General features: G+C 64.2%; 11 protein-coding genes. 10 read left to right on the forward strand and 1 reads right to left on the reverse strand.

Annotated features, from left to right (window positions below; all coding sequences use genetic code 11):
* Window positions 1–5 precede the first annotated feature (5 nt).
* The 5 genes from SM766_RS10860 to SM766_RS10880 are packed head-to-tail and all read left to right on the forward strand — an operon-like array spanning window position 6 to window position 7,248.
* Window positions 6–1,778, forward strand: coding sequence for an ABC transporter ATP-binding protein (locus SM766_RS10860; protein ID WP_368947786.1), 1,773 nt, complete (start codon window positions 6–8; stop codon window positions 1,776–1,778).
* On the forward strand, window positions 1,771–3,723 hold the full coding sequence (locus SM766_RS10865) for an ABC transporter substrate-binding protein (protein ID WP_368947787.1): 1,953 nt from the start codon (window positions 1,771–1,773) through the stop codon (window positions 3,721–3,723). Before SM766_RS10860 ends, SM766_RS10865 begins: the two co-directional genes overlap by 8 nt.
* The gene (locus tag SM766_RS10870) at window positions 3,723–4,751 is read left to right on the forward strand and encodes an ABC transporter permease (RefSeq protein ID WP_368947788.1); all 1,029 of its coding nucleotides are present in this window, start codon (window positions 3,723–3,725) and stop codon (window positions 4,749–4,751) included. The genes SM766_RS10865 and SM766_RS10870 overlap by 1 nt, the downstream gene beginning before the upstream one ends.
* Window positions 4,748–5,905 (forward strand): ABC transporter permease, encoded by a 1,158-nt coding sequence (locus SM766_RS10875; protein ID WP_065272293.1) that lies wholly within the window; start codon window positions 4,748–4,750, stop codon window positions 5,903–5,905. The genes SM766_RS10870 and SM766_RS10875 overlap by 4 nt, the downstream gene beginning before the upstream one ends.
* A complete protein-coding gene (locus SM766_RS10880; RefSeq protein ID WP_368947789.1) occupies window positions 5,902–7,248 on the forward strand; it encodes a CoA transferase in 1,347 nt (448 codons plus the stop codon). Before SM766_RS10875 ends, SM766_RS10880 begins: the two co-directional genes overlap by 4 nt.
* A gap of 146 nt (window positions 7,249–7,394) precedes the next feature.
* Here SM766_RS10880 and SM766_RS10885 read toward each other — a convergent pair whose 3' ends face one another.
* Window positions 7,395–9,767 carry a mechanosensitive ion channel family protein gene (locus SM766_RS10885; RefSeq protein ID WP_368947790.1) on the reverse strand — a complete coding sequence of 791 codons (2,373 nt, stop codon included), beginning with the start codon at window positions 9,765–9,767 and terminating at the stop codon, window positions 7,395–7,397.
* Between the two features lie 221 nt (window positions 9,768–9,988).
* Here SM766_RS10885 and SM766_RS10890 point away from each other — a divergent pair, with 221 nt between their 5' ends.
* The 5 genes from SM766_RS10890 to SM766_RS10910 are packed head-to-tail and all read left to right on the forward strand — an operon-like array spanning window position 9,989 to window position 15,258.
* Entirely contained in the window at window positions 9,989–11,215 is a 1,227-nt protein-coding gene (locus tag SM766_RS10890) for a glycosyltransferase family protein (protein WP_368947791.1), read from the forward strand.
* Complete coding sequence (locus tag SM766_RS10895; RefSeq protein ID WP_368947792.1) at window positions 11,212–12,456, forward strand: glycosyltransferase family 4 protein; 1,245 nt, start codon at window positions 11,212–11,214, stop codon at window positions 12,454–12,456. Before SM766_RS10890 ends, SM766_RS10895 begins: the two co-directional genes overlap by 4 nt.
* A complete protein-coding gene (locus SM766_RS10900; RefSeq protein WP_368947793.1) occupies window positions 12,453–13,541 on the forward strand; it encodes a glycosyltransferase family 4 protein in 1,089 nt (362 codons plus the stop codon). Before SM766_RS10895 ends, SM766_RS10900 begins: the two co-directional genes overlap by 4 nt.
* Window positions 13,538–14,125: a histidine phosphatase family protein gene (locus tag SM766_RS10905; protein ID WP_368947794.1), complete on the forward strand. Its 588-nt coding sequence runs from the start codon at window positions 13,538–13,540 to the stop codon at window positions 14,123–14,125. The genes SM766_RS10900 and SM766_RS10905 overlap by 4 nt, the downstream gene beginning before the upstream one ends.
* Complete coding sequence (locus SM766_RS10910) at window positions 14,122–15,258, forward strand: glycosyltransferase family protein (protein WP_368947795.1); 1,137 nt, start codon at window positions 14,122–14,124, stop codon at window positions 15,256–15,258. Before SM766_RS10905 ends, SM766_RS10910 begins: the two co-directional genes overlap by 4 nt.
* Window positions 15,259–15,261: the final 3 nt, after the last annotated feature.

Genomic DNA, 15,261 nt, shown 5'->3' on the forward strand with positions numbered 1-15,261 from the left:
ACTGAATGGCGCCGCTGTTGTCAGTCGAGGGCCTCAGCATCGGCTTTGGCCGGGATGAAGCTGTCGTGCGCGATGTTAGTTTTGACGTTGCCCCCGGCGGCACCCTGGCGCTGGTCGGGGAAAGCGGGTCCGGCAAGACGATCACCTGCCGCGCCCTGCTGCGCATTCTGCCGCGCGCGGCGCAGATCCGCTCGGGCCGCGTGATCCTGAATGGCGGTGATGCGCCGCTGGATCTGTGCTCGATTGGTGAGCGGCGCATGCGGGATGTGCGCGGCAACCGTGTCGCGATGATCTTTCAGGAGCCGATGCGCTCCCTGTCGCCGCTGCACCGGATCGGCAACCAGGTCTCCGAAGTGTTGTGGCTGCACGAAGGAAAGAGCGAAGCCGCTGCCCGCAAGGAGGTTCTGGAGTGTTTCGAACGGGTCGGTTTTCCCGAGCCGCAACGCACCTATGACTCTTATCCCTTTGAATTGTCCGGGGGCATGCGCCAGCGCGCGATGATCGCCATGGCGATGGTGGCCAAACCCGATCTTCTGATCGCGGATGAGCCGACCACGGCGCTGGATGTGACAACGCAGGCACAGGTTCTGGGCCTGATGAAGGAATTGCAGCGCGATACCGGCATGGCGATGATCCTCGTGACCCACGATCTGGGCGTCGTTGCCAATATGGCCGAGGACGTGGTGGTCATGCACAAGGGCCGGGTGATGGAGGCAGGCCCTGCCGGGCCGATCCTATCGGATCCGGCCCATGCCTATACCCGGGCGCTGATCAATGCCGCGCCCAAGATCCCCGCCGCCGCGCAGGCCGTGCCGCCAGAACCCAAGGAAGATCTGATCCTTGAGCTGAAAGCAGTCTCCAAGACCTATACCCTGCGCGCCGGAAAAGGCTGGGCGGCCCCCACCTTTATCCACGCCTGTCGCGGGGTTGATCTGAAACTGCCACGCGGCAAGACGCTGGCCATCGTCGGCGAAAGCGGCTCTGGCAAGACCACCGCCGCCCGCATCGCATTGGGGGCCGAACCGCCCGATCCCGGCGGCGAGGTTCTGTTCCGCCCCGATCCGGATGGAGAGACCGTCAAGGTTCACCAGATGGACCGCGCCGCCCGCACCGCCTTTCAGCGCGAGGCGCAGATGGTGTTTCAGGATCCCTATTCCTCGCTCAGCCCGCGCATGCGCATTTCGGACACCATGACCGAACCGCTGGAAATCCACGGCATCGGCACCCCCGCCGACCGCCGCGACAAGGCCGCGATGATGCTGAAGACCGTCGGCCTTGGCCCCGAGATGCTGCAACGCTATCCGCATGCCTTTTCCGGCGGCCAGCGCCAGCGCCTGTCGATTGCCCGCGCGATGATGCTGGATCCATCGCTGATCGTCTGTGACGAGCCGACCTCGGCGCTGGATGTGTCGGTGCAGGAACAGATCCTGCGGCTGTTGGAAAACATTCAGGAACAGCAGGGGCTGTCCTATCTTTTTATCAGCCACGACCTGGCGGTGGTGGCGCGGATCGCCGATGAGGTCGCCGTGATGCGGCGCGGTCTGGTCGTCGAGCAGGCGCCGCCGCAGACGCTGTTCCACAACCCCCAGCATCCCTACACCAAGGCGCTGATCGCAGCGCAGCCGGAACCCGACATCGACCGCCCGATCAATCTGGATCTGGTGTCGCAAGGCGCCGGCGCGCCGGACAGCTGGCCCGAACATTTCAGATTCACAGGAGCCGAGGCCCCGCCTCTGGTCATCCTGGAACCCGGACATAAGGTACGTTGCCATGTTTAACGCCCCGAAAACCGCGACAAAACGAAATGCCCTGAAACCCATACTTGCCATCGCGGTGGCCGCACTGCTGACACCGCTTGCCGCGCTGGCAGGCACGCTGCCCACCCCGCAGGAAAGCGCCTTCTGGGAACAGGAGGTCGCCTCTGGCAACCTGCCCCAGGCGGCAGAACGCCTGCCGGATGCGCCGCTCGTGGTCAATCTGGAGGCCAAGGGCCGCGCCTTTGGCGTGCAGGGCGGTGCGCTCAACACCATGGTGACCCGGTCGAAAGACATCCGCCAGATGGTGGTCTATGGCTACGCGCGGCTGGTCGGTTATGATGCCGATTACAAACTGCAATCGGATATCCTGCTGGGCTATGAGGAAGAGGACAACAAGCGCTTTACCCTGCACCTGCGCCCCGGGCATCGCTGGTCGGATGGATCCCCCTTCACCTCGGCCGATTTCGAATACTGGTGGAAGGACATCGCCAACAACCCGCTGCTCAGCCCCGCCGGGCCGCCGGAATTCATGCGCGCCGAGGGCGAATTGCCAGAGGTTACATTCCCGGATGAAACCACAGTCGTCTTTGAATGGCAGAACCCGAACCCGAGCTTCCTGCACCATCTGGCGCAGGCGCGCCCGCCCTTCATCTACCGGCCCTCGGCCTATCTGAAGCAGTTCCACGCCGATTTCGCCGACCCGGCCAAACTGGCCGAGGAAGTGGATTACGCCCGCGTCAAAAGCTGGGCGGCGCTGCACAACAAATACGACAACATGTACAAGTTCGACAATCACGAGCTGCCCACCCTGCAGCCGTGGATGAACGCGACGGCGGGCAAGAAGATCCGCCACTTGTTCGTGCGCAACCCCTATTACCACCGGATCGACGCCAAGGGCGTACAGCTGCCCTATATCGACACGGTGGAAATGGAGATCGTCTCGGGCGGGCTGGTGGCTGCCAAAGCCAACGCCGGAGAGGCAGACCTTCAGGCCCGTGGTCTGGGTTTTCGTGACATTCCGATTCTGCGCAAGGGCGAAGCCGACGGCGGCAACTACCGGACCTTCCTCTGGGGCACCGGCACTGCCTCGCAGATCGCGATCTATCCGAACCTCAACGTGAATGATCCGGTCTGGCGCGCGCTGCTGCGTGACGTACGGGTGCGCCGCGCCCTGTCGGTCGCCATCAACCGCGCCGCCATCAACAAATCGCTCTACTTCAAACTGGCCAAACCCGGCGCCATGACCGTGCTGGAAAAAAGCCCGTTCTTCGATCCCGCCCTGCGCGAGGCCTGGGCCCAGTTCGATCCCGATCTGGCAAATCAGCTGCTGGATGAGGTCGGGCTGACCGAAAAGGATGGCTATGGCATCCGCCAACTGCCCGACGGCCGCCCGATGGAGCTGATCGTGGAAACCGCCGGTGAGCGGCAGGAGGTCGAAAACGCCCTGCAGATCATCACCGACGACTGGCGCGATGTTGGGGTGAAGCTGGTGATGCGCCCGCTGGATCGCGACATTCTGCGCAACCGGGTGTTCTCCGGCACCACCGCCGCCTCGGTCTGGTATGGTTGGGACAACGGGCTGCCGCAGCCCTATACCTCGCCCGCCTATCTGGCGCCGACCGATCAGGTCTTCCTGGCCTGGCCGAAATGGGGGCAGTACTACCAGACCGGCGGAGAGGTCGGCGAAGCCCCCGATATGGAACCCGCCCAGCGCCTGATGGAGCTGGCGCATGACTGGGAAATCGCCACCACCGAAGAGGAGCGGATCGCGGCCTGGAAAGAAATGCTGAAAATCCATTCCGAGCAGGTCTACGGCATTGGCCTTGTGGCCGAGGCGCCGCAGCCCGTGGTGGTGTCAAACCGCCTGCGCAACGTGCCAGAACGCGGCATCTGGGCCTGGGACCCCGGCGCTCATTTTGGAGTCCACCGCATGGATGAGTTCTTCTTCGAGGACGGTAAGGGCTGATGGGAATCCTGCGCTACGCCATATACCGCTTCGGCACCATGCTGCTGACGCTTTGGGTGGTGTCGGTGCTGATCTTCGTGATCATCAACCTGCCACCCGGCGACTACCTGTCCAACCAGATCGCCGAGCTGCGCGCCAGCGGTCAGACCGCAGGCGTGGCCAAGGCAGAGTTCCTGCGCACGGAATACGCGCTCGACAAGCCCATGTGGCAGCAGTATTTCATCTGGGCTGGCTTCATGCCCGGCCCGCACGGCTTCTCAGGCCTCATTCAGGGCAATTTCGGCTGGTCCTTCGAATTCGACCGCCCGGTGGCCGAAATCGTCGGTGACAGCCTGTGGCTGACGGTTCTCGTTAATCTCGCAGCGGTTCTTTTTGTTTATATGGTGGCCCTGCCGCTGGGAGTTCTGGCGGCGGCGCGCTCGCGCACCTGGGTGGATTACACTTCGGCCTTTGTCGGTTACCTCGGTCTGGCGACGCCGAACTTCCTCCTGGCGCTGATCCTGTTCTACTACGGCCATCGCTGGTTCGACCTGCCCATCGGCGGGCTGATGGACCCCATCTACGAGGGTGAGCCGATGAGCTGGGACAAGGTGAAATCGATCCTCATCCACCTGATCGTTCCAACCTTCGTCATCGGCACCTCGGGCGCTTCGGCGATGATGCAGCGGTTGCGCGCCAATATGCTGGACGAGTTGGGCAAACCCTATGTGGAAACCGCGATTGCCAAGGGCATGTCGCCTTCGCGGATGCTGGCGAAGTACCCGCTGCGGGTGGCCTTCAATCCCTTTGTCGCTGACATCGGCAACCTGCTGCCCTCGATGGTGTCGGGATCGGTTCTGGTCTCGGTGGTGCTGGGACTGCAAACCATCGGGCCGGATCTGCTGCAAGCGCTGAAATCGCAAGACATGTTCCTGTCGGCCTTCATCCTGATGTTCGTCGCCCTTCTGACCCTGATCGGCACGATGATTTCGGACGTGCTGCTGGTCCTTCTGGATCCGCGCATCCGCTATGAGGGGCGTGACGCATGAGCAAGCTGCCCGACGGTCGCTATGTCGACGATGCCCCCTATGACGCCGAACAGTCCCTGCGCGAGCTGGAGCGCAAGGATCTGGATGCTCCGAACTGGGTGCTGATCTGGCGCAAGTTCAAGACGCACCGGCTGGGCCTGATCTCCGGTGCCTTCCTGCTGTTCTGCTATCTGATGCTGCCCTTTGTCGGCTTTGTCGCGCCCTATGGCCCGAACGAACGTCACAGCGAGCATCTCTATGCACCGCCGCAGGAGATCAATCTCTTCCACGAGGGCGAGTTCCTCGGCCCCTTCATCTACCCGATGACCTCTGAGGCCAATCTGGAAACCTTCCAGTGGGAGTTCAAACCGGATCTGGACAACCCGCTGCGGCTGAAATTCTTCTGCGAAGGCAGCTCCTACGATATCGCCGGGCTGATCCCGGCCGACACCCATCTGGTCTGCGCGCCCGGCGCCGATGTGCCGCTGTTTCTCTGGGGTTCAGACCGGCTGGGCCGCGATGTCTTCAGCCGCATCCTTTATGGCGCGCAGCTGTCGCTGACCGTCGGTCTGATCGGGATCACGGTCTCCTTCGTTCTAGGCATCTTTTTCGGCTCTATTGCGGGCTATTTCGGTGGCCGGATCGACTGGGTGATCAACCGGGTGATCGAGATCCTGCGCAGCCTGCCGGAGCTGCCTCTGTGGCTTGCGCTCTCAGCAGCCGTGCCCTCGAACTGGTCTCCGGTGGCGGTTTTCTTCATCATCTCGGTGATCCTTGGCATATTGGACTGGCCCGGCCTTGCGCGCTCGGTGCGGGCCAAGTTCCTGTCTTTGCGCGAAGAGGAATACGTGCGCGCCGCCGAAATGATGGGCGCCACATCGGGCCGGGTGATCCGCAAGCATCTCCTGCCGAATTTCATGAGCCACCTCATCGCCTCGGCAACCCTGTCGATCCCGGCGATGATCCTGGGCGAAACCGCGCTTTCCTTTCTGGGCCTGGGCCTGCGCGCGCCTGCGGTCAGCTGGGGCGTGATGCTGAACGATGCGCAGAACCTCGCCAATATCGAGATCTACTGGTGGACCGCCATTCCCATGCTGCCCATCGTGGTGGTAGTGCTGGCCTTCAACTTCCTTGGTGACGGCTTGCGCGACAGTCTGGACCCCTATCAACAATGACCCTGCTTGCCGCCCTTCCCGATCCCGCAAGCTATGCCATCACCGGCAGCGGGCACAGGCCCAGTGCCTTTGCGGTGACCGGGCTGGCCACTGCCTCTGTTGCTGCCGTCGGCGTGGAACTGGCCCGCTACATGAAGGTGGCAGGTCTTGCGCCCCGCGCGCCCGAAGTCACCGTGGATCAGCGTTTGGCGGCGCTGTGGTTCGGCTATAGTTTTCGCCCCGCAGGCTGGGAGATGCCATCGCTTTGGGATCCGATTGCCGGGGACTATCCCTGCGCCGATGGCTGGATCCGCCTGCACACCAACCTGCCCCATCACCGCGCCGCCGCGCTTCAGGTGCTCGGCTGCGAAGGCACGCCCGAGGCGGTGCGCACGGCCGTCAGCAAATGGGACGGCGACCTGCTGGAGCGCGAGATCGTCGCTGCTGGAGGCGTGTCGGCCACCATGCGCAGCCGCGAGCTGTGGCTGTCGCACCCGCAGGGACAGGCAGTCGGCTCGGAACCGTTGGTACAATGGACCGCCCCACGCGACGTCTCTCCGCGTGCGCGTCCTGAAGCAAGTGAGACACGGCCGCTGGCCGGACTGAAGGTGCTGGATCTGACCCGGGTCTTGGCCGGGCCGATTGCCACCCGGACGCTGGCCGGATTTGGCGCCGAGGTGCTGCGGATCGACCCGCCCGGCTGGGATGAGCCGGGGGTGATACCGGATATTTCGCTGGGCAAGCGCATGGCCATGCTCGATCTGCGCAAGGACCCGGACCGGCGCCGTTTCGAGGCACTTCTGGCCAAGGCCGATGTGCTGGTGCACGGCTACCGCCCCGGCGCCCTTGCAGGTCTTGGTTACGATCAGGCAACCCGCGACCGGATCGCCCCAAACCGGATTGAGGCAACGCTCAACGCCTATGGCTGGACCGGCCCCTGGGTGCGCCGCCGCGGCTTTGACAGTCTGGTACAGATGAGCGCGGGCATCGCCGATGCAGGCCGGATCTGGGCAGGCGCAGAGAAACCGACCCCGCTGCCGGTGCAAGCACTGGATCACGCCACTGGCTATCTTCTGGCTGCGGCGGTGATTTCCGCCCTCAGCCGGGCCACCGAGACCGGTAAGACCCCGCAGGCACGGCTGTCCCTGGCCCGCACCGCCGAGCTGCTTGCCAGCCTGCGCCCATCGCAGGGTGGCCCCTCCATCACCCAGGCCGAGGCGCAGGATTATGCACCTTCCCGCGAACATTCCGGATGGGGACCGGGTCTGCGCCTGAAACCGCCGCTTGCGCTGGGAGAGACCGGCATGCGCTGGGACCTACCCGCAGACAAATGCGGCTCTTCCGAGCCCGTCTGGACCAGCTGACCCTTAGCCATCTGGCATCTCCCTCAAGAATGGCAGACCGCCCGCGCCGTGCCCAACCCCAGGCGGAGCGCAGAGGCGCTCAGGCGCGGGGGCGGGAGCGCCCTGTTCTCACGCACCGCGAATTTCAGAATTTATGCAGCACAGACCTATCGGTCGTCGCCGCCCCTGCCCTCATCGGCGTCCAGAAGATCGGCATCAATCGCCGCCTGCACGGCCCCCGCCGCCGCCTCCTTTTGCTGCGGGGTCAGGTTCTCGTTCTGATCCTCCGCAAGGCGCACCGTGACCTCGCGATGAGCGAACTTGATGCCTTCGCGTGCGAACAGCTGGCGGATTTCCTCGTAGACCTTCTTGCGCACCAGCCACTGATCGCCCGGTTTGGTCATGAATTTCACCCGGATGATCATCGCCGAATCCTGCATCTCGATGACGCCCTGGGATTTCAGCGGCTGGATGAAATTGTCGCCAATGACCGGATCGTCCAACAGCTCCTGCCCCAGTTTCTTGATCAGCTTGCGGACCTTTTCCACATCGGTGTCATAGGTCACCCGCAAGGGCAGCTTCATCATCACCCAGTCGCGGGAATAGTTGGTCAGCACCCGGATTTCGCCAAAGGGAATGGTGTGCAGCGCGCCCAGATGGTGGCGCAGCTGGAAGGAGCGGACCGAGATCTTCTCGACCGTGCCTTTCACGTCGCCGATGTCGATATACTCACCCTTGCGAAAGGCATCATCGACCAGAAAGAAGGCGCCGGAAAAGATATCCCGCACCAGCGTCTGTGAGCCAAAGCCCACCGCCAGACCGACAACGCCTGCACCAGCGAACAGCGGGCTGACATTGATCCCCAGTTGCATCAGCAGGATCAGAGCAATCGATACCACGACCACCGCCAGAATGGCGCCCCGGAACAGCGGCAGCAGCGTGGCAAGCCGACTGGCCCCGCCTGCGCCGCCTTCATCGCCCAGCTCGCTCTCGGGCATATCGCCGACTTCCTCGTCGATCTTGCTGTCGATCCAGATCCGCGAGACGCTGTAGATGATATAGCCAAGGAACAGGATCACCACGATGTCGAAGATCCGGTCGATGGCCGAATTGTCAGTCCAGTCAAGATCCGGGTTCCACACATAGATCAATGCCAGCGCCCCGCCGACAAAGGCCAGAACCCCGGCAACCCTGCGCGCCAAATCCTCATAGGTGGCAATCGGGTGGCGCTTTCGCATCGAAGCGGCGGCCGCCTCATCTGCTTCTACAGCCTCCCCGTCAGGGCCATCGGCGTCTTGCGCATCGCTGTCCTCTGGCTGAACCATTTGCGCGGGAAGACGCCGCCTGTCGGCATAGACTTCGATCCCGTAGTTGATGATCCCATAGACCACCAAGATCGAGGTCAGCACCATATAGGTTCCCGCCATCAGCGGGATCGACATCTCCCGCTCCAGCACCAGATCAAAGGCCAGCTGAAGCCAGCCAAAGACGATATAGGCCACGACCGCGGGCGCCCAGGCCACCGACAGCAGCCGCACCAGCCAGGAGCATTCCTCAGCATCGCGGCCCGCGCGGATGGCGCGGCTGATGGCCCCGGCGTTGAAGGCGACAAGCGCCAGATTGCCGACAATCCCCAAAAGCGCCAGCCCGCCATAGACGATGGCATAGACGTTGTAAGTCAGCCCGAAATCCCCGACCCAGGCGGCAAAGACGAGGGTCGAAATATCATAGGTCGCCAGCACCGAAGCCCAGATATAAAGCCGTTTGGCATCCCGGTCGGAAAATGCCGGTATCCGGTATTGGCTAAGGTAGGGCGACAGCACCATGCGCCACAGGTCCGATATGGTCCGGGACAGGAAAAAGGCGGTATAGATCGCCAGCACCGTCAGCCGCACCGACGAATTGCCTGAGGAACCCAGCACAAGATAGGATCCCAGCAGCGCGATCCCCATCGAAAAGATCGTTCCCCCGACGCCCAGCAGGAAGCGAAAGAACAAAAATGGCATTTTCTCGCGATAGCCTTCGGGCTTTTCCTTGGTACGGGCCACCACGTGGTGCAGCGCAAATCTCTTGCCGTAGAGCTCAACGGTGACCCAGCGCCCCAGAAACAGGAACAGGAGGCTCCAGAACAGGATTTCCGCATAGGTGGCGATCCGGCCATCGGGGCTGGTCTGGCGCAGGATGTATTTCATCTCAAAGATGGAATAGGGCAGCGCCTCCAAACGACTGCGCAATTCGGCCCGGAAGATATCCATCTCCGACTGGGCTTTCATCAGCATCGATGCACCTTCCATCTTGGCATCGTGTTCGCTGATGGCCTGTTCCGCAGCCCCGTCCTGCGCGCGGGCGCCGCCGCTGTCGACGATGATCACATCAACGCCGCTTTCGGCAGCCAGCTCGATGGCCCGGGCGATCGGATCCTCGCCGTTGTCAGCCGCCGTCTGCGCATGTCCTGTGCCCGCAGTCCCGATGACCAGCGCACACAGAAGAAACAGGGCAAACAACCCCGGGAGAAGCCGCCGGACGGGAATGAAGTTCATGGTCTGAAATCCTCAGGACAGTTCAAACCAGACTAGCCAGCGCCCCCAGTCGGCGCAATTGCCCTACTGCAACAACAGCGGAACGATTTTGGCACATCGCCGTGACGCGCGGGGCTTTAGCTGCCATTTGTTGCGCAATCGGGACTGCAAAGGCCGATCGCCCTTGATTTCGGCGCCTGCCTATTGCACCACCCTGATAATACACCTGTTCAGGCGACCCTATGAAAGATCAGACAAGCTCCACCGCCGACAGGGAAAACGGCGCCCGCAGCCCCCGGGTCATGCTCTACAGTCATGACACCTTCGGGCTGGGCCACCTGCGCAGATCGCGGGCGCTTGCCGGGGCGATTACCGCCGCCGATCCTTCTGCGTCGGCGCTGATCCTGACCGGTTCACCAGTTGCCGGGCGGTTTGCCTTTCCCAGCCGGGTCGATCACATGCGCCTGCCCGGGGTGATCAAACGCTCCGACGGCAGCTATGCTTCGCGCACCATGGGGATGAGCATCGAGGAAACCACCGAGATGCGCGCCGGGCTGATCCGCTCCATGGCGCAACAATACGATCCCGACGTGCTGATCGTCGACAAGGAGCCAACCGGTTTCCGCGGCGAGCTGATGCCCGCGCTGGAATGCCTGCGCAGCCGCGGCCATTGCAAGCTGGTGCTGGGCCTGCGCGATGTTCTGGACGAACCCGAGGTGCTGGCTGCCGAATGGGAGCGCAAGAACGCGGTTCCAGTGACCGAACAGTTTTACGACGAAATCTGGGTCTATGGCCTCAGCTCGGTCTATGACCCCACGCAGGGGCTGGATCTATCTCCCGAAACCCGTTCCCGCATGCACTGGACCGGCTACCTGCGCCGCGATCTGGGCCAGATCGGTGAGCCGCCCGAACAGCCCTATATCCTGATCACCCCCGGCGGTGGTGGCGACGGGGCGATGATGGTGGATCTGGTGCTGTCGGCCTATGAACGGGACCCAAACCTCAGCCCGCGTGCCGTGCTGGTCTATGGCCCCTTCCTGTCCGGAGAAACACGCGAGGCGTTTGAGGCCCGCGTTGCCGCGCTGGATGGCCGCGTCACCAGCGTTGGTTTCGAAAGCCGGATCGAAACGCTGTTTGCAGGCGCCTGCGGCGTGGTTTGCATGGGCGGCTACAACACCTTCTGCGAGGTTCTGTCCTTTGACAAACCTGCGGTAATCGTGCCCCGTACCACGCCGCGTCTGGAACAGTGGATCCGCGCCAGCCGCGCCGAGGAACTGGGCCTTGTTTCCATGCTGGACGAAGACCGCGATGGCTGGACCCCCGAGGCGATGATCCGCGCGATAGACGCGTTGAAGGATCAAAAATCCCCCTCTGCCGCTTTTGGCGAAGGGTTCCTCGACGGGCTCGATTATGTCACCCACCGGGTGAGCGCCCTGCTGCAGGACGCGCCGCGAAAGGCAACCGAATGACCACAAACCGGCCACCGCTTGCGGTGCTGGTCAAGGGCTGGCCGCGCCTGTCCGAGACCTTTATCGCGCAGGAGCTTGTCGCGTTGGAGGCCGCGGGCCACAGTTTCGAAATCTGGTCCCTGCGCCACCCCACCGATGTCAAACGCCACCCGCTGCACGACCGTTTGCAGGCACAGGTGAACTACCTTCCCGAATACCTCTATCAGGAGCCGGAGCGCGTCTGGCGCGCCCGCGAGACGGCGCAAAAGCTGCCGGGCTACGCCGAGGCCCGGCGGATCTGGCGCGCCGACCTGCGCCGCGACCCCAGCCGCAACCGCATCCGCCGGTTTGGCCAGGCCTGCGTGCTGGCCGCCGAAATGCCGGACGCGGTTCTGGGGCTTTATGCCCATTTCCTGCACACGCCGTCCTCGGTGGCGCGCTATGCGGCGATCATGCGTGGCCTGCCGTGGAGCTTCTCCGCCCATGCCAAGGACATCTGGACCTCGCCCGACTGGGAGATCCGCGAAAAACTGTCCAGCGCCGATCACGGCGCTACCTTCGGCGCCACCTGCACTGCCTTTGGCGCCCAGCACCTGCGCGATATGTCGGACGATCCGGCGCGCATCGACCTGATCTATCACGGGCTGGACCTCAGCCGGTTTCCCGCCCCGCCCGACCGCATCTGGCGCAAGGCCAGCGATCCGCTGCACCTGATGTCCGTTGGCCGTCTGGTGGAAAAGAAGGGCTTTGACCGGCTGATCGACGCGCTGGCGCTGCTGCCAAAGGACCTGAACTGGCACTGGACCCATATCGGCGGTGGCGGCCTTGGCGATCTGTTGCAGGGCATGGCCGAGGACGCGGGCGTTGCTGATCGCATCACCTGGCGCGGTGCCTGCGACCAGCCCGAGGTGATCGAGGCGATGCGCCAGAGCGATATCTTCGTCCTGCCCAGTCGCGTTGCCGCAGATGGCGACCGCGACGGGCTGCCGAACGTGCTGATGGAAGCCGCCTCGCAGCGGCTGCCGATCCTGTCGACGCCCGTCTCTGCCATCCCCGAATTCATCGACAGCGGCACCCATGGTCTGCTCAGCGATGATGCCCCCGCAGCGCTGGCGGCTGCCATCTGCAAGATGGCCGAGGATCCAGAGAAGACCGCCGCCATGGCCGAAGCCGCGCTCCAGCGCCTGCGCCGTGACTTTGGCATGGATCCGGGCATTGCCCGCCTTTCCGAACGGCTCAACGCCATGCTGAATGGCGCATGACCAGCGGCAGCGGCAAACACATCGCCTTTTATGCGCCGATGAAATCGCCGCGCAGCCCGGTGCCCTCGGGCGACCGGGAAGTGGCCCGCAACCTGATGGATGTGATTGCCGCAGGCGGCGCCCGCGTCGATCTGGTCAGCGAGCTGCGCATCTATGACAAGACAGGCGATGCGCAGCGGCAGAACGACCTGCAAGAGACCGCCCGGCAAGAGGTTCGTCGCCTGCTGGACGAGATGCCGCCCGTGGATCTCTGGGTAACCTACCACAACTACTACAAGGCACCGGACCTGATCGGGCCTGCCGTGGCCCACGCCCGTTCCATTCCCTATGTGCAGATCGAAAGCACCCGCGCCACCAGCCGCCTGACGGGCCCCTGGGCCGGGTTTGCCAAGGCCGCCCATGACGCTGCCGATGCGGCCGATACCATCTTCTATTTCACTGCCAACGACCTGATCACGCTGGAGCGCGAGCGCTTTGGCAGCCAGGCGCTGGTGCATCTGCCGCCCTTCCTGCCGCAACGCGAACTGCCGGAGCCATCGACGCTGGACGGTCCCATGCTCAGCGTCGGCATGATGCGCGCGGGGGACAAGCTGTCGTCGTATCGTATCATTGCGGAAACGCTCAGCCATCTTGAGGGCGACTGGCAGCTTGAGATCGCAGGCGATGGCCCCGCCCGGGCCGAGGTCGAGGCGATGATGGCGCCCTTTGGCGACCGTGTGCAGTTTCTGGGACAGCTGGATCGCGACGGCCTGACAGCTGCCTATGGGCGCGCCAGCCTGTTCTTCTGGCCTGGCGTCAACGAGGCCTTCGGCATGGCCTATCTTGAGGCACAGGCGCACGGCCTGCCCGTGGTGGCGCAGGATCGTCCCGGCATGCGCGACGTGCTCACCCCTGCCGCATACCCGGCACCGGAAGAGGGGCCAGAGGCGCTGGCAGAGCAGATCAACGCCCTGCTGACCGATCCCGATCTGCGCACCCGCCGCAGCGCCGAGGCGCGCCAGATGATTGCCACAACCCACCTTGCCCCCGCCGCAAGCGCCCGTTTCTGGGCCGCCGTGGCCCCGCTGATGGAGGCCCATCCATGATCCGTCTTGCCCTTTTGCGCCATGGACATACCGACTGGAACCGCGCGGGCCGCATTCAGGGCCGCAGCGATATTGCGCTGGATGATACCGCCCGCAGCGAGCTGACCGCGCAGGCATTGCCAGCGCCCTGGGATGCGGCGGATCTGTGGTCCAGCCCGCTGCTGCGCGCCGCCGAAACCGCGAAACTGGTGGCCGGGCGTGATCCCCAAACGGCGCCCGAGCTGATTGAAATGGACTGGGGCGACTGGGAAGGTCTGCGCGGGATCGACCTCAAGGCCGACCCGAAAAGCGGCTTTCGCGATATCGAGCACTGGGGCTGGGACTACCGCCCCCCCGGCGGCGAGACCCCGGCCGAGGTCTGGGAACGTATCGCGCCCTGGCTGCAACGCCTCACCCGGGACACGGTCGCGGTCTGCCATATCGGGATCATGCGGATGATCCTGGCGCGCGCTTATGGCTGGGACTTCGAAGGTCCGGCGCCCTTCCGGATCAAGCGCAACCGCCTCTTCATGGTGGAGATCCACGGCGATGCCCTGCTCCCGCAGCCCGATCCCATCCGCCTGATCCCGAAAGAGCCGCAATGAAGGTCCTGATCGCAGTCACCCATCTGCTGGGCACCGGCCATCTGTCACGGGCGCTGACGCTGGGCCGGGCCTTTGCGGCGGCAGGCCATCAGGTCCGCGTGGCCTCGGGCGGATTTCCGGCGCCGCAGCTGAGCCTTGCGGGGCTGGACCTGGTGCAACTGCCGCCGCTGCGCTCGGACGGGGTGGATTTCACCCGACTTCTGACAGCCGAGGGCACCGTGGCGGATGACGCCTATCACGACGCCCGGCAACGCACTTTGTGCGAAACCCTGCGCGAAATGCAGCCCGATGTGCTGATCACCGAGCTTTACCCCTTTGGCCGCCGCAGCCTGAAGGGAGAGTTTCTGTCACTGCTGAAGGCCGCCCACGCCCTGCCGCACCGGCCCGTAGTGCTGGCCTCGATCCGCGATATCCTGGCGCCGCCCTCCAAGCCCAAAAAGGCGGTAGAGGCAGACGCGGTGATCGCGGAGTTCTACGATGCAGTGCTGGTGCATTCCGACCCCGCCGCCACCCGGCTGGATATCAGCTGGCCGGTCTCGGAGATGCTGGCGGGCAAGCTGCGCTATACCGGTTACGTGGCGCCTCCAGCCGCCCTGCCGCACCCCGAACAGGCGGGCGCGGGTGAGGTGCTGGTCAGCGCCGGCGGCGGCAGCGTTGGCGATGCCTTATATGACGCCGCGCTGGAGGCCGCGCAGCAGACGCCCGATATCACGTGGCGGCTTTTGGTCGGCGGCAGCGACGCAGCAGAACGGATCGCGCGGTTCACTGCCAAAGGCTCCCGCGCCATCATCGAAGCCGCCCGCCCCGATTTCCGTCAGATGCTGTGCCACGCCGCCGCCTCGGTCAGCATGTGCGGCTACAACACCGCGCTGGACCTGCTGCAGGCGGGCGCACCTGCCGTGCTGGTGCCCTTTGACGCGGGCAAGGAAGTGGAACAATCCCTGCGCGCCGAGAGCCTGGCGCCGCTAAGCGGTATCGCGGTGCTGAAGACCGCCGATCTGACGCCAAGCGCGCTGGTACAGGCGGTGAAAGGCGTGATGGCCGAGGCGCCGCGCGCCACCGACCGCTTCCGGTTTGACGGCGCCGCCAGAACGGTAGAGATTGCTGCCGAACTGGCAGGAGACCGTCGATGACCC

It is taken from the genome of Pseudophaeobacter sp. A-200-2 (genome assembly GCF_041008815.1).
Lineage (GTDB): Bacteria > Pseudomonadota > Alphaproteobacteria > Rhodobacterales > Rhodobacteraceae > Phycobacter > Phycobacter gallaeciensis_A.